Origin of the sequence: Sneathiella limimaris (assembly GCF_012932565.1) — a bacterium.
Taxonomy (GTDB): Bacteria; Pseudomonadota; Alphaproteobacteria; order Sneathiellales; family Sneathiellaceae; genus Sneathiella; species Sneathiella limimaris.
This window is the reverse complement of record NZ_JABBYJ010000001.1, coordinates 1,105,309-1,128,251: the sequence shown is the minus strand read 5'-3', so window position 1 is coordinate 1,128,251 and position 22,943 is coordinate 1,105,309. Positions and strand designations below refer to the sequence as shown.

Here is a 22,943-nt window from a genome sequence, read left to right as displayed (position 1 = left end):
TGGAATCCTTTCCTCGCCTAGACTTTTAAGTGGCCTTGAGCCAAGCATTTCTGCACAACTCCTTGCTTGACGTTAACGTAAACGTCACCTACCATGAAGTCAAACACTCTTGTCAGACAAACAACTTAAAAACGAAAACGCCTGACAGGATAAAAACAAAAACAGCTGGGAGGCGCAGTATATATGGGGTACCGGTCTATTTTCCGTCCTGACCTTTTTTCCGGTCAGAAGATTATTGTGACGGGTGGCGGAAGCGGCATTGGCCGATGCACTGCCCACGAGCTTATCTCCCTTGGCGCAGATGTTGCCCTGGTTGGCCGTTCAATCGACAAACTGGAAACCGTTCAGGAAGAGATTCACAGCGCTGGCGGCAATGCCTCCATTCATTCCTGCGACATTCGCGATGAAAAAGCGGTTACAGAAACGGTTAGCAACATCCTGAAAGAGCACGGAGCCATTCATGGCCTCGTCAACAACGCAGGTGGTCAGTTCCCAGCTCCCCTTGAGAGCATCAGCCAAAAAGGATGGGAGGCTGTTGTGAACAACAATTTAACCGGCGGTTTTCTTTTTGCGCGCGAGTGTTTCACCCAGTGGATGAAAGAAAATGGTGGTGGCTCCATCGTAAATATCGTTGCTGACATGTGGACCTCTATGCCGGGCATGGGACATTCAGGGGCCGCCCGAAAAGGAATGTTGAGCTTTACTGAAACGGCTGCCGTTGAATGGGCATCGGCTGGTGTTCGGGTGAATGCGGTTGCGCCAGGCTGGATTATGTCTTCCGGTATGGACACTTATCCAGAATGGTTTCAGGCGCAATTAAAGAAGTTGGCTGAATACAATCCCGCGAAACGCATGGGGACGGAATCAGAGACATCCGCTGCTATTGTTTTTCTTTTATCAGAAGCAGCAGCATTTATTTCAGGAGATTGCATCCGTGTAGACGGTGCTGCGCCTAATGCCCGCCTACATTGGCCATTGGAAAACCATCAGAACAACACTGCGTTTGACGGTTTTCATCTGGCAGTCACACCCAAGATTTTTCAGGATAAGGACTAGCCCCAGCCATGCCAGTAATCACCTCCTCCATTGATAAAAACAGCGAAGCATACGCTGCCAATGAAAAAGCAATGCTGGAACTCATTACGCAGTTCAGAGACCTGGAACAGAAAATCCGCGACACTTCCAACGCCAAGAAGGAAAAATTCGAAAAACGCGGACAGCTTCTCCCCAGAGAACGACTGTCTCTGCTTCTGGACAAGGGGGCTCCATTTTTGCAACTGGCAACCTTGGCTGGACTGGGGATGCACGATGATGACGGCAAAGAAGAAATCTATGGCGGTGGCCTTATTGTTGGGATTGGATATGTGGCAGGTATTCGTTGCCTCATTTCGATTTCAGACAGTGCCATAAAAGGCGGAACGATCGCACCTATGGGGCTCGAAAAATCACTGCGAGCACAAGAAATTGTTCTGAAAAACAAACTACCGGTTATCAATCTTGTGGAATCTGGCGGTGCAAATCTTCTTTACCAAGCCGAGATCTTTGTGAAAGGCGGCAAAGGATTTGCCAACCAGGCCCGAATGTCCGCCGCAGGCATTCCGCAAGTCACAGTAGTTCACGGTTCCAGCACTGCAGGTGGCGCTTATCTTCCTGGCCTTTCTGATTATGTTGTCATGGTAAAAAAGAAAGCTAAGGTCTTTTTAGCCGGTCCCCCACTTCTCAAAGCTGCAACAGGAGAGATTGCAACGGATGAGGAATTGGGCGGCGCTGAAATGCATTCTGAAATCTCTGGTGTCTCCGAATATCTGGCAGATGATGATCGGGACGGTATTCGCATCGCACGGGAGATCATGAGTAACCTTCCCTGGAATGAAAACCGCCCAGAGCCCTATGGTCAAAACAGCTTTGAAGACCCCCTTTATGATGCAGAAGAACTTCTTGGCATTGTCTCCCCAGACTACCGCAAACCCTACGATGTCCGAGAAGTCATTGCCCGTATCGTGGATGGTTCCGAGTTTCTAGATTTTAAAGAGTTATATGGCAATGCAACTATTTGCGGACATGCCAAAATAGAAGGGCAACCTGTTGGAATCATCGGAAATAATGGTCCAATTAATGCTGATGGAGCCGCAAAGGCTGCCCAGTTCATTCAGCTTTGCAGTCAGTCTGGCACGCCCCTTCTCTTCTTGCAAAATACAACGGGCTACATGGTTGGTACGGAAGCCGAGCAGGCCGGGATCGTCAAGCATGGCTCCAAAATGATCCAGGCGGTCACAAACGCCACTGTTCCCAAAATAACCATTCATATTGGCGCCAGTTTTGGAGCCGGAAATTATGGTATGTGCGGCCGCGCATTTGATCCACGGTTTATCTTCGCCTGGCCAAACTATCAGGTTGCCGTCATGGGCGGAGAACAGGCAGCCAAGGTCCTCTCAATTGTAACCGAAGAGAAGTTTCGGCGTATGGGGCAAGAACCTGACCGGGAAGCATTAGCGAAAATGGAGCAAGGCATAATTGCCCGAACAAAAAAAGAATCTACGGCACTATATGCAACTGCACGACTTTGGGATGATGGGCTTATTGATCCGCGGGATACCCGCAAAGTCGTCAGCTATTGCCTCTCCATCGCTATGGAAGGGGACAAACGGGAGACAAATACAAACACGTTCGGTATCGGGCGGATGTAAATTCGGGAGGAAACAAAAATGCTATACAAACAAGAACATCGCGAATTCATGAATTCCCTCAGCAAATTTATCGCTGCGGAGATCACCCCACATGTAGATGATTGGGAAGCTGAAGGAATTTTCCCAGCAAAAGAACTCTTCAAAAAGATGGGCGACCAAGGGTTCTTAGGTGTTTGCAAGCCTGAAGAATACGGTGGCATGGGGCTTGATTACTCCTTCAGCCTGGCGATGGCAGAAACCTTAGGTGAAGCACCTTGTGGCGGTGTTCCGATGGCAATTGGTGTCCAAACAGATATGGCAACACCTGCACTGGCCCGTTTTGGCTCTGACTATGTGAAAGAAAATTTCCTTCGCCCCGCAATTTCAGGCGACTATGTGGCTTGTATTGGTGTTTCTGAACCCAGCGCCGGCTCAGACGTTGCAAACATCAAATCCAATGCCCGCAAAGACGGAGATGATTACGTCATCAACGGTCAGAAAATGTGGATCACCAACGGCACGCAAGCCGACTTCATGTGCATGCTGGTAAACACAAGTGACGGCCCTATTCATAGCAGCAAGTCACTCATCATTGTTCCCATGGACACTCCAGGAATTACTGTTGCGCGCAAGCTGGACAAGCTTGGCATGCGCTCCTCCGACACGGCACAACTCTACTTCGAAGATGTTCGGGTTCCCCAAAGAAATATCATCGGGGAAGAAGGTATGGGCTTCACTTATCAAATGCTTCAATTCCAGGAAGAGCGTCTATGGGCAGCGGGTAATGCACTTCGCACGCTGGATAAGACGATCGATGATACAATTGAATATACACGCCAGAGAGAAGCCTTTGGCCAATCAATCCTTGATAATCAGGTTGTCCATTTCCGGCTTGCAGAACTCAAAACCGAAGTAGAGCTTCTCCGATCCCTCACCTACCGGGCAGTAGAGGATTACATCAATGGTGAGAATGTCACCATGATGGCATCCATGGCGAAATTAAAAGCTGGCCGCCTGATCCGAGAGGTAAATGACGCCTGCCTTCAATATTACGGTGGTATGGGTTTCATGAATGAAACCTTAGTCAGTCGGAATTACCGGGATGGCCGGCTCGCCTCCATCGGCGGCGGCGCTGATGAGGTTATGCTTGGTATCATTTGTAAACTGATGGACACCCTGCCCAAGAAAAGAAAAGGCTGAGCAATCATGTCAGAATTTTCCAAAATTCTGATTGCCAATCGGGGGGAAATAGCCTGCCGGGTGATCAAAACAGCTCATGCCATGGGATATGAGACAGTTGCCGTCTATTCAGATCCGGATAGAGGTGCCCGCCATGTGAAGATGGCCACTGAAGCGATCCATATTGGTCCCGCTGCCGCTGCTGAGAGCTATCTCAACATCGAGAGTATTATCGCTGCAGCAAAAAAGGCGGGAGCAGACGCTGTTCACCCCGGCTACGGGTTTTTGTCGGAAAATGCGGACTTTGCTGCACGATGTGAAAAGGAAGGTCTGACTTTTATCGGCCCTCCTAAAGACGCCATTCATCTAATGGGCAATAAGGCTGAAGCGAAACGGCGCATGATCCATGCTAAAGTCCCATGTGTTCCCGGCTATGAAGACAAGGACCAGTCAGACGATCAATTCGTATCTGCCGCAGAAAGAATTGGTTACCCGGTTATGGTCAAAGCTGCAGCTGGCGGCGGCGGAAGAGGCATGAGACTTGTTACGTCTGGTGATCAGCTGAAAAAAGCTCTAGAAACTGCCCGATCTGAAGCCAAGAATGCTTTTGGCTCTAATGAACTTATTCTTGAGAAGGCTGTCGTCGAACCCAGACATATCGAAATTCAGATACTTGCTGATGCACATGGTAATTGTATTCATCTGGGTGAGCGGGACTGCTCCATCCAACGGCGTCACCAAAAAGTCATAGAGGAAGCCCCCTCTCCCGCTGTGTCTGAAACACTTCGTACAAAAATGGGTGAGGCAGCAGTCTCAGCGGCTAAAGCAATTCATTATTCGGGAGCTGGCACCGTTGAATTCCTCCTAAGCCAGGATGGTGAATTCTATTTTCTGGAAATGAATACCCGCCTTCAGGTTGAACATCCTGTCACGGAACTGGTCACGGGGTTTGATCTGGTGGAATGGCAAATCCGAATTGCCCGGGGTGAACCGCTCCCTGTTACGCAGCAGGAAGTTCAGCTCAAAGGCCATGCTATTGAGGCACGCCTTTACGCTGAGGACCCTTCAAAAAATTTCCTTCCGCGAGTTGGCAAAGTTCATCTGTGGCAACCTGCAAAGGGAGAAGGCCTCCGCTGTGATCATGGGCTTGAGACGGGTTTTGAAATCACACCCCACTATGATCCCATGGTAGCCAAGGTTATTGCCTATGGCAGCAGCCGAGAAGATGCGCGCCGACGGCTTATGAAGGCGCTTAAAGAAACACTGGATCTTGGCCTGACAACCAATCGACAGTTTCTGGTTGACTGTTTAGATCACGAAAACTTTGCCTCAGGTAAAGCGACCACAGGCTTTATTGAAAACTTTTTCCCCAAAAAGGCCCTCAAAACCAGAGCACCCAGCATGGCCGAGACATGTGCTGCAGTTGCCCTTCAATATCATCTGCAAGCCTATAAAACGGGTCGCTCGACAGATGGATGGGATAGCAGCTCAGCCGGTGAGCAACTTCTCATTCTCGAATTTGATGGAAAACCCAACGAAGCTTTAATCAGAAATTCAGGTGATCGCAGTTATCAAATCACTCTTCAGGATCAAACAACCTCTCTGCAGCTTCTCGACATCAGCGAAAACCGGTTTAGGTTCGACTACGACGGTCATATTCAATCGGGTGTATTTGTCATAGCAGATACCCAAGCTTATTTTGGCTTTGGGACATCCAAGCTGACTGTGGAGGACATTACTCACCAAGTCTCCCGTAGCGATGATGGGGAGATGGATAGTAAGATTATGTCCCCAATGAATGGTCGGGTTTTAAAGGTCATGGTGAAAGCAGGTGAGGCTGTTACCAAAGGCCAAAGCCTTTTCATTCTGGAAGCCATGAAAATGGAACATGACATTACGGCAAAATCTGAAGGTGTGATTGAAAAGCTTCTCGTATCACCCGATCAACAGGTTGCCAGCAAAGCCCTTCTCGCAGAAATAAAAACAACCTAAGGAAAACTGCATGACTCAGCTCGAGAGATTTTCAGCTCCGTTTTTCACAGAAGACCATGCGGCTTATCGCGAGACGGTAAGACGATTTGTCGAAAAAGAGATTGAACCCTTTGCAGCCGAATGGGATGAAGCGGAAAGCTTTCCGAGGGAACTTTATAAAAAAGCAGCTGAAATTGGCATGCTGGGAGTGGGGTTTCCAGAACAGTATGGGGGCACAGAGGTCGATCTCTATTACGAGCTCATCAATTCGGAGGAGCTCGCACGCTCTGGAGCGGGTGGCATTTCCGCCAGCCTTATGAGCCATACTATTGGTGCGCCGCCCATTAAAAACGTTGGCAATGAAGAACAAAAAGCAAAATACCTTCCCAAGATTCTTTCTGGCGATTTAATCAGTGCTTTGGCGATAACCGAACCAAGTGGTGGATCAGATGTTGCCAACTTGAAAACCACCGCTAAACGGGAAGGTGACCACTTCATAGTAAATGGATCCAAGACATTCATCACGTCGGGAATGCGTGCTGACATCTATACTGTAGCCGTTAGGACGGGTGGTCCAGGAATGGGTGGAATCTCATTACTGTTAATTGATCGCAACACACCCGGTTTCGAACGAACTCCACTCAAAAAAATGGGATGGTGGGCTTCAGACACAGCCACACTCTATTTTGATAACTGCAAAGTTCCCGCTGAGAATCTTTTAGGGGAAGAGAATTGCGGCTTTCAAGCAATTATGCTGAACTTTAATTCTGAACGACTACACATGGCGGCAGGAAGTATTTCCGCGGCGCGGACTTGTTATAATGAAGTCCTTGAATATGCCAAAGAGCGCATGGTTTTTGGCAAACCACTCACAGAAAAGCAGGTTATTCGCCATAAACTGGTTCAAATGGCGCAAAGTATCAATGTATCCCAAGCCTATCTCGATCAGATCGCGATGCGCGTTCAAAATGGAGAAGCGCCGATTGCTGACATCTGTATGCTGAAAAACCAAGCCACGGAAACAATGGAATTCTGCGCCCGGGAAGGCGTGCAGATTATGGGCGGTGCCGGTTTTATGCGAGGGCCTAAAGTGGAACGGATCTACCGGGAGGTTCGCGTCAACGCCATCGGGGGTGGCGCCGAGGAGATTATGCGCGATCTTGCCTCCCGGCAACTTGGTATCTAACTGAAATTTATGAAGCGAGACTGAAGCGGATCACCTTAAACCCGCTTCGAGCTTCAACGCCCCTTAATGTTTACCGTGCATATGATGACCTTTACGCATCATTGGCCCCATTTTCAGGATCTCTTCTTTTGAGAGACTACCATCTCCATCTAGATCTGCTTCCTTAAATTTTTCTGAAACGAAGGCCATAATTTCCGGCTCACTCACCAGGCCGTTACTGTCCGTATCAAAGCGCATCATCATCTCGGTAATATGCTTTTCTTTTCGCTCCTGATGAGCAGCTATAGCCTCATCTTTTGACAAGACACCGTCGGAGTTTTTATCAGCTTCGTCAAAACGGTTTTGGAACCGTGTAGGCATTTCATCTTTGCTGAGCTGACCGTCTTTGTTTGCATCATGCTTTTCAAAAAAATACTCGATCCATTTGTCACCGCTTCTATCACCATGCTTCGCAGCAAATACAACGGTCGGAATAGCAACAGCTGCGATGAGTGCAGAAACAATAATTGTGCGTTTCATGAAATTGTCCTTTCAAGTTGAGTACGGACCTTGAACGAAGCAGCATCACCAATCCGTCGAAAATATTTTCGAATAAAAAATATTGAACGTTGTTCATTTTTATGAACAAATATAAAAAATTGGAGGAAATGCTGATGAAAAAAGATATTGTTCTATACGAAACGACAGGCCGGATTGCCCGAATAACTCTAAACCGGCCAGAAACCTACAACGCAATTCATATGGATACGCCTCGCGCCATTCGAGAGGCGATTGAAAAAGCGAATGCAGATGATTCAATTCATGTAGTGATCCTGGAAGGGGCTGGAAAAGCATTCTGCTCCGGTTATGACTTGAAACTCTATGCAGAGACAGAAGGCACAAATCCGGGCGTTCAGGAAATGCCTTGGGATCCGACCGTCGACTACAAAATGATGATGTCCAATACGCAGGATTTCATGAGCATTTTCCGCTCCTACAAGCCAGTGATTGCAAAGGTGCAGGGCTATGCAGTGGCAGGCGGGAGCGATATCGCGCTTTGTGCAGATTTGGTCGTGATGGAAGAAACAGCGAAAATCGGCTATCCCCCGGCACGCATGTGGGGCTGTCCAACAACAGCAATGTGGGTCTACCGCCTCGGTCCGGAAAAAGCAAAACGCATGCTGCTGACCGGTGATCTCGTCACTGGCAAAGAAGCCAAGGAAATGGGGCTTGTGATCGATGCCGTTCCTGAAGACAAGTTGGAGGATCGTGTTCTTGAATTGGCAAAGCGCATTGGCTCTGTACCGAAAAACCAACTTATGATGCAAAAGCTGATGATCAATCAGGCTCTCGACAATATGGGACTTGCCTCCACTCAAATGACTGCGACTATTTTCGACGGTATCACTCGCCACAGTCCGGAGGGTATGTGGTTTAAAGAACGTGCTGAAAATGTTGGTTTTCAGCAGGCCGTAAAAGAGCGTGATAGCGGTCAGGACCTGGGCTAACCCATGACAGATACCCAAAAATCTAACCGTCGCGAGGAAATTCAGAATTACAAGCGACAAAAGATCCTCGATGCGGCCTCTCGTCTCTTTCAACAGAACGGGCTCGAAGGTACAACCATGCGCGCCATTGCCAAGCAGGCAGGTTATTCTACTGGCGCGCCTTACGCCTACTTTCAGTCGAAGGAGGAAATCTATTCAGAGCTTCTATTTGTTTCCCTCAAAAACCTGACGACTGCAGTCAAAGCTGCAAGTCAGAACGCCAATTCACCAACAGAAAAGGTAACTTCCGCTTTCAGGGCATATGCTCAATTTTACCTCCGACATCCAGAAGATCTTCAGCTTGGCCTTTACCTCTTCTCCTCAGGACAGGTGCGAAAACAAGGTTTTTCAGATGAGACAAACCGCCTCTTGAATGGAAAACTAACTGCTCTGTTAGGCTCTATGGCACATCTTGTCCATCAGGCTGCTGACCTTGAAGCGGAAACCGCACAGACCGAAACTCTTGATACAATCAGTTTCATCACTGGAACCTTAATCCTCTCCGAAACGGGTCGCTTGTCCCTTTTTGGCGCCTCAGCAGAAGAAATGATCGACCGGCATATCCAACAAATGCTAAAAAGGTTCTGACCAAAAAGAATAAGAAAAAAATGGGGGTGTTGCGTTCCATGAACGGATATGTCGAAAGTTTTCGTGGGCATGTTTTAAATAGTGAATGTGACCTAATGGGTCATCTGAACATTCAGTTTTACGGCGCTTACATAAGCCAAGCTATGCAAAATATGTTTTTCAGAATTGGGTTTCCTGTAACGGAAATGCGGGACACTAAACTTGGATTTGCTGCCGTTGATCAAAAGAGCAAATATCGCAAAGAACTAATGGCTGGCGATATTATCCACATGATGTCTGCTGTCGCCCAATATTCTGATAAGTCCGTGACGTTTCATCACCAACTGTTCAACAGTGCGACGGGCGAGCTTTCTTTTGAGTCGCTTTTGACAGTTCTTCATTTTGATATGAGTGCGAGAAAGGCCTGCTCTTTTGAGCCGGAAACCTTGGAGCTTCTGGCCAATCTCAAACTTAACGAGGAGGTGAGCTTATGATTAACCTGACTGACAAGCTCATCCCAGGATATCGAGGTGCTGTTGAAAGCTGGGAATGTGATCAGATGAAGCACATGAATGTGCAATTCTATAGTTCCCGCGCCTCTACCTCTTTGGCGCATCTCTTAAATGCTATCGGCCTGAAACCAGCCCGCATTCGAGAGGAGAGAAAATCCCTTCGCTACAGAGACCTGCGCATTCAATATATGTCCGAGATGCACGTAGGCGCCATCATGTATGGCGTCTCAGGCATTCGCAAAGTGGATAATGGAGAGATAAAGGCCTTTACGCACTTATTTGATGGATCCAACGACAAGCTCTCTTCCATTAGTGAGTTTCATTTAATCTATGAGGATCTGGACACCGGAGAGCGACTGGAGATTCCAAGCGATGTTCTGGAATCCGCCAAGCGTCTGGAGGATGAACATGAAGGATTGTATGAGCCCGCGCCAATGCGATCCGTTCTACTGCCCGCAAAGCCAATGGACCATATGTTTGAGACCAACAGAAGTGCTGTCGATGTTTGGGAATGCGACGCTTACAACAACATCGAAGTCAGAAACGTTATCGCCCGCTTTTCAGACGCAGCCAGCCATATTATGAGCTCGGTCGGGATTACCCGTGCCATGCAACGAGAACGTAATTTAGGATCTGCAGCGCTTGATTACTACACCGAGTTTAATCGTCCTATCCGTATGGCGGATTCTTTGGTTCTAAAAAGTGGATTGCTCGATAGAATGCCTAAAAACTTTGTCTTCGGGCATCACCTGATCAACTGCGATACTGGGGAAGTGGTGAACTGTACAACAGTTCTTGGATGCTACTTTGATATGTCCCTTAGAAAAGCTGTTGAGCTTCCAGAAGAATATCGAAATGTTCCAGAAGAACGATTATTGAAACATCAAATTTGAACCGATAAAAAAAGCGCGGTATCTCTACCGCGCTTTTTTATGATTTATAGCTTCTATCAGGCAGCGTAAAACTGCTCCCCTTTGGATGCCATATCTCTCAGTATGGCCGGCGGTGTAAATCGCGCACCATAGGCTTGTGCCAACCGATCACATTCGGAAACGAATGTATCAACACCAACGGTGTGAATTTGACTAATCGCACCGCCCTGAAATGGTGCAAAGCCCCACCCAAGGATCGATCCAACATCTGCATCAGTTGGATTAGTAACTACATTTTCTTCCAAACACCGCGCTGTCTCAACAGACTGAATAAACATCAGTCGTTTAATCACTTCGTCAACAGAGGGTTGCTCATCTTCTGGTTTCTGTGGGAAATGCTCAGCAAGTCCTTCCCAAAGATGCTTTTTGCCGCCCTCAGGATACTCATAGAACCCTTTACCTTCACGCTTTCCAACCCGATTTAGTTCTTCTACCATCTTGGAAACGACAGGTTCACTAGGGGCAGGAACATATTTGTCACCAAGATCATTTTGAGTCTGTTTGGCGACCTTATAGATCAAGTCCAGCGCAACCTCATCTGCAAGTGCCAGAGGACCAACTGGCATACCAGCCATTTTACCTGCATTGTCAATCAAGGCAGGGTTCACACCTTCAGCCAGCATCGCGATACCTTCACTGACATAAGTTCCAAAGACACGGCTTGTATAGAAACCACGGCTGTCATTGACAACAATCGGCGTTTTCCGGATGGCTTTCACATAGTCCATAGACCGAGCGAGAGTTTCCTGACTGGTTTCCTTCCCACAGATAATCTCTACCAATGGCATTTTATCCACGGGTGAGAAGAAATGCAGTCCAATAAAGTTTTCAGGGCGTTTGCTTGCCTCGGCCAATCCAGTGATGGGTAAGGTCGATGTGTTAGAGGCAAAAATCGCGGTATCAGCAAGGACCGCCTCTGATTTTTGCGTAACATCCGCCTTGATATCCCGATTTTCAAATACCGCCTCAATAACCATGTCCGCTCCATCCAGAAGGGCATAATCAGTTGTCGGCGTAATTAGGGAGAGAATTCCTGCAGCCTTTTCCTCGGTCATACGGCCCCGGGAAATTGCCTTCTTCAGCAGATTTTCGCTATAACCTTTGCCGCGTTCGGCAGCAGCCTGGTCCTGATCGATCAAAACAACTTCAATACCAGCCATTGCTGTAACGTATGCGATACCTGCACCCATCATACCGGCACCTAACACACCAACTTTCTTATAGCTCTGTGTTGGAACACCCTTTGGTCGGCTCGCGAGTTTGTTCGCCGCCCCAATGCCAAAGAAGAGGCTCCTGATCATATTTTTCGCTTCTGGCGACATACATGTTTTTACGAAATACCGGGTTTCGATTTTCAAGCCGTTATCAATATCGACGCAACAGCCTTCGTAAACACAAGACATGATATTCAATGCTGCAGGGTAATTTCCCTGAGTTTTGTCTCGAAGCATGGCATTGCCGGCCGTGAAGGTCATCATGCCTGTCGGGCTCATAGGTGCGCCGCCTGGAATACGGAATTTCTTGTTATCCCATGGCTGCACAGCATCTTCCGGCTTGGCATTTTTCAACCAGGCTTTCGCAGTTTCAATTAGTTTGTCTGCTGGCACCACTTCATTGATGGCTCCAACCTTCAAGGCTTTTTCAGGGCTGAGATGCTTCCCTTCCAACAAAAGAGGAAGCGCTGCCTGAATTCCAATTAACCGGGGAAGACGCTGAGTTCCACCACCGCCTGGTAACAACCCCACTTTAACCTCAGGAAGGCCAATTTTTGCTTTAGGGTTATCAGCAGCAATCCGACGATGACAGGCGAGGCAAATCTCGAACCCTCCGCCCAGCGCTGTTCCATTAATCGCAGCAACAAAAGGCTTGCCGGATTTTTCGATGGAACGGAACAACATCTGCAGCTCCATCCCATTCTGATACATTTCTTCAGCACCGTTCCAGCCCTGAAGCATCTCAAGATCCGCACCAGCAATCAAGTCTGGCTTGGCTGAGGTGATAATGACCCCTTTAACAGCCTCATCGGAAATTGCTTTCTCAACGGCTTCTTTGAATGCGGGAATACTGTCATTGTTCAGCACATTCATGCTGCGGCCAGGCATATCCCATGTAATCGTGGCAATTCCGTCGCCATCTACTTCATAGTTAATCATCTTTATTGCGACCCCTTACACACGTTCAATAATGGTTGCAGTGCCCATACCAGCACCCACGCAAAGCGTAATCAATGCTGTGTTCTGATCTCGGCGCTCCAGTTCATCCAGAACTGTTCCAAGGATCATGGCACCAGTGGCACCAAGCGGATGACCCATTGCAATAGCGCCGCCATTTACGTTGATTTCACTGTGATCCACACCCATCACATCCATAAACCGAAGAACCACACCTGCGAAAGCTTCGTTTAGTTCCCAAAGATCAATATCTGATTTGGTCATGCCAGCTCGTTTCAGGGCTTTTTCCGCTGCATAGGAAGGGCCTGTCAGCATAATAGAAGGCTCACTGCCGATTGAAGCGAACGATTTGAAACGAGCTCGAGGCTTAGCATTGATTTTCTCGCCAGCTTCCTTGTTCCCGATCAGGACGGCCGCAGCGCCGTCTACGATCCCGGAGGAATTTCCGGCGTGGTGAACATGGTTCAGTTTCTCAACTTCTGGGTAACGCTGGCGAATAACAGCATCAAACCCGTATTGTTCCCCTTGTGTTGCGAAAGAAGCTTCAAGGGAGCCAAGAGACTGCATAGTAGTTTCCGGACGCATATGCTCATCATGATCCAAAATAGTCAGACCGTTCATATCCTTGACCGGTACAACGGAGTTTTTGAAATATCCATTGTCCCATGAATGTTTGGCCCGCTTCTGACTTTCAACAGCATAAGCGTCTACATCATCACGGCTGTAACCCCATTTGGTACAGATCATATCCGCGCCAATTCCTTGCGGAGCGAAATAGGTTTTAAAAGCAACCTGTGGATCAGCCGACCAGGCACCTCCTGAGGATCCCATTGGAACCCGGGACATACTCTCAACGCCGCCGCCAACTGTTAAATCACTTTGACCCGACATCACTTGAGCTGCAGCCATATTTACCGCTTCAAGTCCAGATGCACAGAACCGGTTGATCTGCACACCTGAAGCACTTTCAGCATAACCCGCGTGCAATGGGGCAACACGCCCAATAACAGCACCCTGCTCACCAACAGGTTCAACGCATCCTAAAACCACATCATCGACAAGTGATGTATCCAGATCATTTCTTTCTTGAACTGCTTTCAGAGCGGTTACCGCCAAGTTTATCGGCGTAACCTCATGCAAGCTACCACTTGCCCGGCCCTTACCGCGGGGGGTTCTCACGGCATCATATACAAAGGCTTCCGTCATGTTTTCCTCCTTGTGCGTGCCTTAAAGGCTACGACTGATTATTTCTTTCATAATTTCGTTGGTGCCACCATAGATCCGCTGAACACGGGCATCCGCATAAGACCGGGCAACCCGGTACTCCCACATGAAGCCATAGCCACCATGCAACTGCAGACATTCGTCAATGAGTTTATTCTCTAGATCCGAACACCAGTATTTCGCCATGGCGGCCGTTTCTACTGACAACTCGTCATCCATAAGTTTAGCGAGGCAATCATCTACAAATGTTCGGGCAATCGTGGCTTCGGTCTTGAGTTCAGCGAGCTTAAACTTTGTATTCTGGAACTGGGCAATGCTACGACCAAAAGCGCTGCGTTCTTTGGTATACTCAATAGTCTCGTCCAAAACCGCTTCCATGGTTGCCGTGGCTCCGATCGCGATCTGCAACCGCTCCCACGCCAATTCCTGCATCAGGCAAAAGAAACCTTTCCCTTCTCCGCCCAAAATAGCACTTTCTGGGACACGAACATCTTCAAAGAAGAGCTCAGCTGTATCCTGAGCCTTCAAGCCCAGCTTATCCAGGTTTCGACCTTTTGAGAAACCTGGCGTATCTGCTTCAACCAAGAAAAGCGTGGTTCCTTTGGCACCCGCATCTGGATCGGTTTTGGTCACGACAATGACCAAATCACTCATATAACCGTTTGTAATAAACGTTTTTGAGCCATTGATCACATAATGATCCCCATCCTTAACAGCACGGGTTTTAACCCCCTGCAAATCTGAACCGGCAGCAGGTTCGGTCATGGCAATGGCGCCAATCATTTCACCGCTTGCCAGTTTCGGCAGATATTTCTTTTTCTGTTCTTCAGTTCCGTAATGAAGGATGTAGGGGCCGACAATTTCAGAATGAAGACCAAATCCAGGACCGCTGGTTCCTGCCCGTGCCTGCTCTTCCATCATAATGACACTGAACAATTTATCGACACCAAGCCCACCATATTCTTCAGGAATGGTCATGCAAAGAAGGCCTTGGCGACCTGCTTCAAGCCAAGCTTCCCGACTGACCTGACCTTCCTTTTCCCATTGGGAGTGATAAGGAACAATATGTTCCTCATAAAATTTGCGAACTGATTCCCGGAAAATATTATGCTCTTCGCTAAAAATCTTTCTAGACGCCATTTGTTTTATTCCTCAACCCCTTGATTTAAATATTATTTTTATTTGTAAGTGACAATTTGTCATTTTTTGAACACAGAAAAACCGCGATTAATGATAAAGGCCATAACAGTGTTCACTATTATGGCCTCCTCATCAAGTCCCGGTTTTAGAAAGCTTCTGCTTCCAATTCCATCATTGTTTGTGATCCAGCAGACATCTTCACCAACAAGGAGGACACATCTGGTATCATCCTCTCGAAGAAGAAGCGGGCTGTAACCAGTTTGGTTTCATAAAACTGCTTATCTTCCGCACCCTCTGCCAGTTTCTCTTTCGCAATTTTGGCCATCTTCGCCCACATGAAGCCAAGCGCAACAAGACCAAACATCCGAAGATATTCTGATGAAGCGGCACCCGCCTCATCTGGATTTTTCATGCCTTTCTCACCGAGCAAGGCTGTACCCTGTTGGAGTTTGGCAAAAGATTTCGCCAATGGCATGACAAACTCCTGCAGTTCAGCATTCATCATGTTTTCCTGGATGAATGCGTCGACAGGATGGAAGAATTGCCGCAAAGAACGACCCATATTTGCAGGCAGTTTCCGACCCACCAGGTCCAATGCCTGAATACCATTGGCACCTTCATAAATCTGGGTGATCCGAGCATCTCGAACAAACTGTTCCATACCCCATTCATGGATATAGCCGTGACCGCCATAACACTGCATGGCTGTCGCAGAAAGCTCAAAACCCATATCCGTAAAGTAAGCCTTGATCACAGGCGTCAGCAGACCAAGCGCATCGTCCGCATCCCGACGAACATCAGCATCAGGATGCTTGTCGACCATATCAACCTGCAAACCAGCCCATAAACCAAGCGCACGTGCACCTTCAGTAAATGCGCGGCACATCAAAAGGTTTCGACGAATATCCGGATGCACAATAATTGGATCCGCAGCCTTCTCTGGTGCTTTCACACCAGAAATGGAACGGCCCTGCAAGCGATCCTTGGAATATTCAACGGCGTTCTGATAAGCAACAACAGCCTGTGAAAGACCTTGAATTCCCACACCGAGACGAGCTGCGTTCATCATGGTGAACATTGCGCGCATACCTTTGTGAGCGTCACCAAGAAGATAGCCTGTTGCATCCTCATAGTTCATTACGCAGGTAGAGTTACCATGAATGCCCATCTTGTGCTCTATGGAACCACAAGTAACACCGTTGCGCTCTCCTGGGTTTTCGTTCTCATCCAGCACAAACTTCGGCACGATGAAAAGAGATACACCCTTGATGCCTTCAGGGCCGCCAGGAATTTTCGCCAGAACCAGATGAACGATGTTGTCAGCCATGTCATGCTCACCAGCAGAGATGAAAATCTTCGTGCCCGTGATTTTATAGCTTCCATCTTCCTGCGGGACAGCTTTAGTCCGCATCAAACCCAGATCCGTTCCACAATGTGGCTCGGTCAGGTTCATTGTCCCAGTCCATTCGCCCGTTACCATCTTTGGCAACCAAGTCTGCTTCTGCTCGTCCGTTCCATGCTTATGGATAGCTGCATACGCACCATGGGTGAGGCCGGGATACATACCAAAGGCCATGTTGGCAGAAGACATCATTTCGGCCAGCGCAATTCCAACCACATGCGGCAAGCCTTGTCCGCCATACTCAGGATCGGCATCAATCCCCATCCAGCCCGCTTCGCGGTAGGCGTCAAAAGCTTCCTTAAAGCCAGATGGGGTCGTCACCTCGCCATCGTTCCAGGTACATCCTTCTTTGTCACCAACCTGATTGAGAGGTTGAATAACCTCTTCCATCATTTTGGCGCCCTCGGTCAGAATGGCGTCCACCATGTCCGGCGTTGCGTCTTCAAAACCTGGAAGGTTTGTCATTTTGTCCAGACCCAAGAGGTCATTGAGGACAAATTTGATATCCTTTACAGGAGCATTATAAATCGGCATTTCAAATCTCCCTTAGTTCCGAAGCGGCTTACCGGTAGTGAGCATATGCTCAATCCGATCAAGCGTTTTCGTATTGTGCAACAACTTCATGAAGCCTTCTTGCTCCAATTGCAGCATTTTCTTCTCAGTGATCGGCTGCGTAATGTCCGTGTCACCACCGGAAAGAACTCGGCCAACTTCAGCACCAACAACAGCATCATAAGCTGTAGCTTTACCCATTGTGACAAAACCTTGGACGGCCATATCAAAAGCCGCAGCAGCAGTTGGTCCTGGCAGGTTAATCTCAACCTGCTCTGGTGGCTGATATCCATCGACCATGGACAACGCTTTAGCTTTTGCATCCGCCAGCACGCGTTTGCGGTTCATTGTAACAGCATCGCCTTCGCGCATGATGTACATGTCTCTGGCTTCTGCGGCACTTGTTGCAACTTTTGCTGTCGAAATATTTTCAAACACGGTTGCCAACGCAGGCATTGCACCGCCCGGACGCTTCTTGTTTTGGATGGCCCGGAAAACAAGTTCCTTACAGCCACCAAAGCCTGGAAGAACGCCAACACCGACCTCCACAAGACCCATGTAGCTTTCTGCATGCGCTTGAACAGTGTCTGCAGCAAGAACGATCTCACAACCACCGCCAAGCGCCATACCGGCAGGAGCCGCTACAACTGGAAACGGTGCATATTTCAACTTCATCAAGGCGTTTTGACCTTCACTGATGGAGTTTTCAATCACGGGCCACATAGCAGCGTTCGCGGCAAATAGAACGACACCAACGTTTGCACCAACTGAGAAGTTATCAGCATCATTGCCAATGACCAGGGCCTTGAAGCCTTTCTTATCCAGTTTCGCACATTGCTGCAGCATGGTGACCACGTCCTGGTCAATGCTGTTCATCTTCGTGTGGATTTCGAGACAGGCTACGCCATCACCCAGATCCCAGATGCTGGCACCTTTGTTTGACATGACCGGCTCTTTGCCGCGCTTGATGTCAGCCAACATCCAGGCCCCTTCGGCAACAGGAACTTTGGCGTATTCACCTTCGAGCGTCATATAGAAAGCATCTGTTCCTTCTTCTTTATAAAGCGGGCGATCCCCAACTTTTTTCAGAAATTCTGGAACCGGCTTACCTTCTGCGGCGAGACGATCAATAAAGTACTGATTACCCAGCTGATCCAGCTGCTCGAACGGTCCATATTTCCAGGCGTAGCCTGTTTTCATGGCACTATCGATGGCAATTATATTGTCTGAGATCTCACCAACCAGATTGGCGGCATAAGAAATGACTTTCGAGAGGATTTCCCATGCGTATTTGCCACCGACATCATCAAACTCAACAAGCGCCTGCAACCCTTTGCGAGCTGCTTTTACAGAACCCAGTTGTGGCTTTGCTGCTTTTGCATACTCGCCGGTTTTCAGGTTCCTGGCTTCTTTGATCTTTTTTCCACCGTCTTTGTTCATGCGGTAGAAACCACCTTTGCCCTTGCGGCCGGTGTAGCCTTCCTCAATCATTTGGGCAATGGTGTTCACCATTGGATGGTTTTCATCATACTCCTGGCAGAACGGATCACTTGCTGGCAACTCGCTCAGCATAGACGCGTTCACCTTCGGACCCAGGTCAATCCCGGTCAGATCGCCCAAGCCGAAGATACCTGTGGATGGAATTCCCATTGGCTTACCACAGACAGCATCTGCTTCTTCAACTGTCATGCCCAAGTCAAATGCAGACTTAATCGCAACGAAAGACCAGTAAATACCAATTCGGTTTCCGATAAAGCCAGGCGTGTCGAAACAATCAATTACTTCTTTACCCAACGCTACATCTGCGAACTGACGTAAATCTTCAATAGCATCATCCCGGGTCATTGGTCCTTTGACCAATTCAAACAATCGCATATAGCGAGGTGGATTAAAGAAATGGGTAATTGCGAAATCCTTTTGCAGGCTTTCAGGCATCCCTTCCATCAAGGTCTTCAGCGGAATTGTAGACGTATTTGAGGTTACGATTGATCCGGGTTTGCGAACAGTATCCAGCTTTTTATAAAGATCCTGTTTGAGATCCGTCCGCTCGATAATCGCTTCACAAATCCAGTCGCAATCGGCAACCATGTCCAGATTGTCTTCCAGATTTCCAGTTGCAACCAACTTAGCGTTCCGTTTGTGCATAAACGGCGCCGGTTTGGTTTTCAACATTTTGGCAACAGCGCCTTCCGCCAGAACGTTACGGTTGTCTGAACCTTCAGGAACGATGTCCAGCAATACGGCCTGATACCCTGCGTTGGCGACATGGGCGGCAATCGCAGCACCCATGACACCGGCACCGATAACGGCTACCTTCTCAATGGCCATGATTAGCAAGCCTCCAATACTGTCGCGATACCTTGACCACCACCAATACACTGTGTCGCAAGACCCAGAGACTTACCTTCACGCTGTAGCAAGCTGGCGACCTTACCGGTGATCCGGGCACCTGTTGCACCCATTGGATGACCGATCGCAATAGCACCGCCATCAATGTTGGTGTTGTCGTAGGACATACCGGCTTCCTTCAACACAGCAATAGACTGCGCAGCAAAAGCTTCATTAAGCTCAATAATATCGATGTCGCTTAATGTCAGGCCGGCACGTTTTAATGCTTTTTCAGTTGCTGGGACAGGTCCAATTCCCATAATTTCAGGCGCACAACCGGCAACCGCAATGGATTTGATCCGCGCCATTTTTTTCAGGCCGTTTGCATCTGCATATTCTTCAGAACAAATCAACGTTGCAGACGCACCATCTGTCAGCGGAGAAGATGTAGCTGCCGTTACTGAACCCGCTTCATCGAACGCTGGCTTCAGACCCGCCAGAGTTTCCAAGGTAGTTTCAGGCCGAATACATCCATCTTGCTCAACGCGGATATTGCCATCCACAATTGGAACGATCTCGTCCACAAATTTGCCAGCTTCTCTGGCAGCAGTAGCGCGCGCATGACTCTCAACAGCCATTTCTTCCTGCTCCTGACGAGAAATACTGTATTGTTTCGCCAGATTTTCAGCAGTGATGCCCATAGAAACGTAAGCTTCTGGATATTCTTTATACAAACGAGGGTGCGGAGCTGGGTTAAACCCACCCATTGGAACACGGGTCATGCTTTCAATACCACCGCAGATGAACACGTCACCTGCGCCCATCTGAATGGCACCTGCGGCCATGTGGATGGACTGCATGGAAGATCCGCAGAAGCGGTTTACAGTTGTTGCAGCCGCAGTCTTTGGTAGCCCTGCAAGAAAGCTGATAATCCGGGCAACATTCAGTCCCTGCTCGGCTTCTGGAAAAGCACTTCCGATAATAACGTCTTCGATATCCTCGACATTCACGCCACTATCCTCAACAAGGCCTTTCACAACCTGGGCCGTCAGTTCGTCGGGGCGAACTTTAATCAACTCACCTTTGTTAGCAAGTGTGAAGGGAGAGCGTTTATACCCTGCAATGACCACGTTCTTCATGATCTAAATTCCTTTCCAGTTTCAGCCTGCTTCCTTTGTCAGGCCAAGGGATTTAATTACTTGATTGAAATGAGCACCCGACAATCAGGCCCCACAAAACGATGAAAGATAACTTAAGCCAATTTCTTTTTGGGAGCCTCACTATCGCATGTGTTCTGCGACAGAAAGTTTTCAAGCTCTGAAATTCCGTCTTCGAGCTCAAGAATGGCATCATTAATGTCTTTTCGCTGAACGATCAGCTTATCAAGCTGGTCTTTACATTTCTTCAGCGTATAGGTGAGCTGTTCCTTAGAAACACCTTGGGTGGGATCGTAGAGATCAATCATTTTCTTGATCTCTTGCAGACTGAAACCAAGACGCCGTCCACGCAAAATCAATTTGAGGCGAGCTCGATCGCCGCGCGAATAAACTCGGGTCAACCCCTCACGAAAAGGTGAAATAAGACCCTTATCTTCATAAAATCTGATCGTACGGGAAGTGACCTCAAATTCTTCAGCGAGGTCCGTAATCGAATAGCGTTCCTTTTCCATTCCATCTCCCAAAAGAATGACATTTAATGATTTATGTTATAGTTGACGTTTACGTAAACGTCAACTCTCCTTTACGTAAACGTAAAAAATTTCCTATTTCACCATACAATCACGTGCAAAATTCGAAAAAATTGGGTATAAATTCGCCGTTACCGTTTTGATGGAACAGTAAAAGGTGAGTAATTGACGGACAAGATTACAACCTATCAGGAATTTTGGCCCTACTATTTGCAGGAACATTCCAAGCCGCTTTGCCGGTGGTTCCACTTTGGTGGGACGTCTTTCTCCTTGGTTTTACTCATCATGTTTATCACGACGCAAGCTCCACTTTATTTAGCTTTAGCTCTAATTTGTGGATATGGGCCGGCTTGGATTGGACACTTCTTAATTGAGAAAAACCGGCCTGCAACCTTCAGGTATCCTTTATGGTCACTCATAAGTGATTTTCGCATGTACTTTTTATGGCTTAGTGGAAATCTGGATCGCCACTTAAAACTCAGTACCGTCAGAGAGTGACAGCTGACTTATTTGTAATGCCTTCGGGGGGAGGTACATATGATCAACACCGCAACAGATATCCAGAAGGATTTTACAGATCTTTCTGACTACCTTTACAAAGCTAGTAAAATTTTGAAGTCCTTGAGCAATCAACGGCGCCTTGAGATTCTGACTTGCCTTTCAGAACAAGAATTGTCTGTTGGCGAGCTCGAAAAGAAGATCAAAATCAGCCAATCAGCGCTCTCACAACATCTCGGGCGGCTTCGGCGTGACGAAATTGTCACAACTCGAAGAGAAGCTCAGACGATCTATTATTCGCTTTATAACGATAAGATCCTGAATTTACTGCAGTCAGTCCGCCTTGCTTCTTAAGATGTTGGTTTTTAGATAAAAATCCAACTTTCAACGGAGAGCGAGTTACAATTATCGTCAAATTGGTGTATTAAGTATACATAACTTTCGTTGACACCAAATTTGATCCAGGGCTGATAGCCAAATGCCAGTTTATTTACCTATTGCCGAGATATCAGTTAATTTATTTCTGATCTTGGGAATGGGCGGTGCAGTCGGCTTGCTATCTGGCATGTTTGGGGTAGGCGGAGGTTTCTTGATGACTCCGCTCCTCATTTTTACCGGCATTCCTCCTGCAGTTGCCGTTGCAACCGGCGCGAACCAACTTGTAGCCGCAAGTGTCTCGGGTGTCTTAGCTCATTGGCGACGCGGAAATGTTGACCTGAAAATGGGGACCGTTTTGCTCATTGGCGGCCTTGTTGGGTCGGCCTTTGGCACCTGGGTTTTCGCTCTCCTCAAAACAGCGGGACAGGTCGATCTTTTAATCTCGTTATCCTACGTTCTGTTTCTTGGCGTCATCGGGGGCTTGATGCTTTTTGAAAGCATTGGGTCGATCGTCAAAAGCAAACGCGGTACGACTAAACGGAAAAAACTTCATCAGCACTATTGGATACATGGCCTGCCGTTTAAAATGCGGTTTCGAAAATCAAAGCTATATATCAGTGCATTACTGCCGCTAACGTTAGGTTTTTTTGTGGGCATCCTCTCTGCCATTATGGGCGTAGGAGGCGGATTTATTATGGTTCCTGCCATGATCTATCTCATGGGCATGCCGACAACTGTAGTTATTGGAACGTCACTATTTCAGATTATTTTCGTAACAGCAAACGTCACCTTCCTTCATTCTGTAACCACACAAACCGTTGATGTCCTGTTGGCTCTTTTGCTGATGAGCAGTGCCGTCGTTGGCGCTCAGATCGGAACAAGAATTGGCTCGAAAATGAAGGGCGAGCAACTCAGATCCCTGCTGGCACTTATGGTGCTTTTAGTTTGCGGCAAACTCGCACTGGATCTAGTTCTAACACCAGATGACCTTTACAGCTTTATTGTTCTGCAAGGGGATCATTGA

Annotated in this window: 20 protein-coding genes; 12 read left to right on the top strand and 8 right to left on the bottom strand. The window is 47.9% G+C overall.

The genetic code is table 11. The features are described from left to right. The first annotated feature begins 183 nt into the window (after nucleotides 1–183). From HH301_RS05435 to HH301_RS05415, 5 genes are read left to right on the top strand one after another with little or no spacing between them, the layout of a single operon-like run. Nucleotides 184–1,056 carry an SDR family oxidoreductase gene (locus HH301_RS05435; protein WP_169567384.1) on the top strand — a complete coding sequence of 291 codons (873 nt, stop codon included), beginning with the start codon at nucleotides 184–186 and terminating at the stop codon, nucleotides 1,054–1,056. 8 nt (nucleotides 1,057–1,064) lie between these two features. Next, nucleotides 1,065–2,687, top strand: coding sequence for an acyl-CoA carboxylase subunit beta (locus HH301_RS05430; RefSeq protein WP_169567382.1), 1,623 nt, complete (start codon nucleotides 1,065–1,067; stop codon nucleotides 2,685–2,687). An 18-nt stretch (nucleotides 2,688–2,705) separates the two neighbouring features. Next, entirely contained in the window at nucleotides 2,706–3,866 is a 1,161-nt protein-coding gene (locus tag HH301_RS05425) for an acyl-CoA dehydrogenase family protein (protein WP_169567380.1), read from the top strand. 6 nt (nucleotides 3,867–3,872) lie between these two features. Beyond that, a complete protein-coding gene (locus tag HH301_RS05420) occupies nucleotides 3,873–5,837 on the top strand; it encodes an acetyl/propionyl/methylcrotonyl-CoA carboxylase subunit alpha (RefSeq protein WP_169567379.1) in 1,965 nt (654 codons plus the stop codon). 10 nt (nucleotides 5,838–5,847) lie between these two features. Further along, nucleotides 5,848–7,002, top strand: a complete 1,155-nt coding sequence (locus tag HH301_RS05415) for an acyl-CoA dehydrogenase family protein (protein WP_169567377.1) — start codon at nucleotides 5,848–5,850, stop codon at nucleotides 7,000–7,002. Between the two features lie 63 nt (nucleotides 7,003–7,065). Here the strand turns inward: HH301_RS05415 and HH301_RS05410 are convergent, their stop codons facing one another. Further along, complete coding sequence (locus HH301_RS05410) at nucleotides 7,066–7,521, bottom strand: EF-hand domain-containing protein (RefSeq protein ID WP_169567375.1); 456 nt, start codon at nucleotides 7,519–7,521, stop codon at nucleotides 7,066–7,068. A 134-nt stretch (nucleotides 7,522–7,655) separates the two neighbouring features. On the opposite strand from HH301_RS05410, the gene HH301_RS05405 reads away from it, so the two are divergent. From HH301_RS05405 to HH301_RS05390, 4 genes are read left to right on the top strand one after another with little or no spacing between them, the layout of a single operon-like run. Next, nucleotides 7,656–8,489 (top strand): crotonase/enoyl-CoA hydratase family protein, encoded by an 834-nt coding sequence (locus HH301_RS05405; protein WP_169567373.1) that lies wholly within the window; start codon nucleotides 7,656–7,658, stop codon nucleotides 8,487–8,489. A 3-nt stretch (nucleotides 8,490–8,492) separates the two neighbouring features. After that, a complete protein-coding gene (locus HH301_RS05400; RefSeq protein ID WP_169567371.1) occupies nucleotides 8,493–9,116 on the top strand; it encodes a TetR/AcrR family transcriptional regulator in 624 nt (207 codons plus the stop codon). Between the two features lie 20 nt (nucleotides 9,117–9,136). Beyond that, the gene (locus tag HH301_RS05395) at nucleotides 9,137–9,589 is read left to right on the top strand and encodes an acyl-CoA thioesterase (RefSeq protein ID WP_206378181.1); all 453 of its coding nucleotides are present in this window, start codon (nucleotides 9,137–9,139) and stop codon (nucleotides 9,587–9,589) included. Then, nucleotides 9,586–10,500, top strand: a complete 915-nt coding sequence (locus HH301_RS05390; protein ID WP_169567367.1) for a thioesterase family protein — start codon at nucleotides 9,586–9,588, stop codon at nucleotides 10,498–10,500. The genes HH301_RS05395 and HH301_RS05390 overlap by 4 nt, the downstream gene beginning before the upstream one ends. Before the next feature lie 56 nt (nucleotides 10,501–10,556). Here HH301_RS05390 and HH301_RS05385 read toward each other — a convergent pair whose 3' ends face one another. The 7 genes from HH301_RS05385 to HH301_RS05355 form a co-directional block, all read right to left on the bottom strand. Beyond that, complete coding sequence (locus tag HH301_RS05385) at nucleotides 10,557–12,692, bottom strand: 3-hydroxyacyl-CoA dehydrogenase NAD-binding domain-containing protein (protein ID WP_169567365.1); 2,136 nt, start codon at nucleotides 12,690–12,692, stop codon at nucleotides 10,557–10,559. A gap of 15 nt (nucleotides 12,693–12,707) precedes the next feature. Further along, nucleotides 12,708–13,916: an acetyl-CoA C-acetyltransferase gene (locus HH301_RS05380; RefSeq protein WP_169567364.1), complete on the bottom strand. Its 1,209-nt coding sequence runs from the start codon at nucleotides 13,914–13,916 to the stop codon at nucleotides 12,708–12,710. 21 nt (nucleotides 13,917–13,937) lie between these two features. Continuing rightward, nucleotides 13,938–15,074 (bottom strand): acyl-CoA dehydrogenase family protein, encoded by a 1,137-nt coding sequence (locus HH301_RS05375; protein ID WP_169567362.1) that lies wholly within the window; start codon nucleotides 15,072–15,074, stop codon nucleotides 13,938–13,940. Between the two features lie 145 nt (nucleotides 15,075–15,219). Then, entirely contained in the window at nucleotides 15,220–17,010 is a 1,791-nt protein-coding gene (locus HH301_RS05370; RefSeq protein ID WP_169567360.1) for an acyl-CoA dehydrogenase C-terminal domain-containing protein, read from the bottom strand. Between the two features lie 12 nt (nucleotides 17,011–17,022). Then, nucleotides 17,023–19,356 (bottom strand): 3-hydroxyacyl-CoA dehydrogenase/enoyl-CoA hydratase family protein, encoded by a 2,334-nt coding sequence (locus tag HH301_RS05365; RefSeq protein WP_169567358.1) that lies wholly within the window; start codon nucleotides 19,354–19,356, stop codon nucleotides 17,023–17,025. 2 nt (nucleotides 19,357–19,358) lie between these two features. After that, nucleotides 19,359–20,495 carry a thiolase family protein gene (locus tag HH301_RS05360; RefSeq protein ID WP_169567357.1) on the bottom strand — a complete coding sequence of 379 codons (1,137 nt, stop codon included), beginning with the start codon at nucleotides 20,493–20,495 and terminating at the stop codon, nucleotides 19,359–19,361. 113 nt (nucleotides 20,496–20,608) lie between these two features. Continuing rightward, entirely contained in the window at nucleotides 20,609–21,025 is a 417-nt protein-coding gene (locus HH301_RS05355) for a MerR family transcriptional regulator (protein WP_169567355.1), read from the bottom strand. A gap of 183 nt (nucleotides 21,026–21,208) precedes the next feature. Here HH301_RS05355 and HH301_RS17955 point away from each other — a divergent pair, with 183 nt between their 5' ends. From HH301_RS17955 to HH301_RS05340, 3 genes are all read left to right on the top strand, one after another. Next, a complete protein-coding gene (locus HH301_RS17955; protein WP_169567353.1) occupies nucleotides 21,209–21,541 on the top strand; it encodes an Mpo1-like protein in 333 nt (110 codons plus the stop codon). Nucleotides 21,542–21,580: 39 nt separating this feature from the next. Next, nucleotides 21,581–21,895 (top strand): ArsR/SmtB family transcription factor, encoded by a 315-nt coding sequence (locus HH301_RS05345; RefSeq protein ID WP_169567352.1) that lies wholly within the window; start codon nucleotides 21,581–21,583, stop codon nucleotides 21,893–21,895. A gap of 124 nt (nucleotides 21,896–22,019) precedes the next feature. After that, a complete protein-coding gene (locus HH301_RS05340; RefSeq protein ID WP_169567350.1) occupies nucleotides 22,020–22,943 on the top strand; it encodes a sulfite exporter TauE/SafE family protein in 924 nt (307 codons plus the stop codon).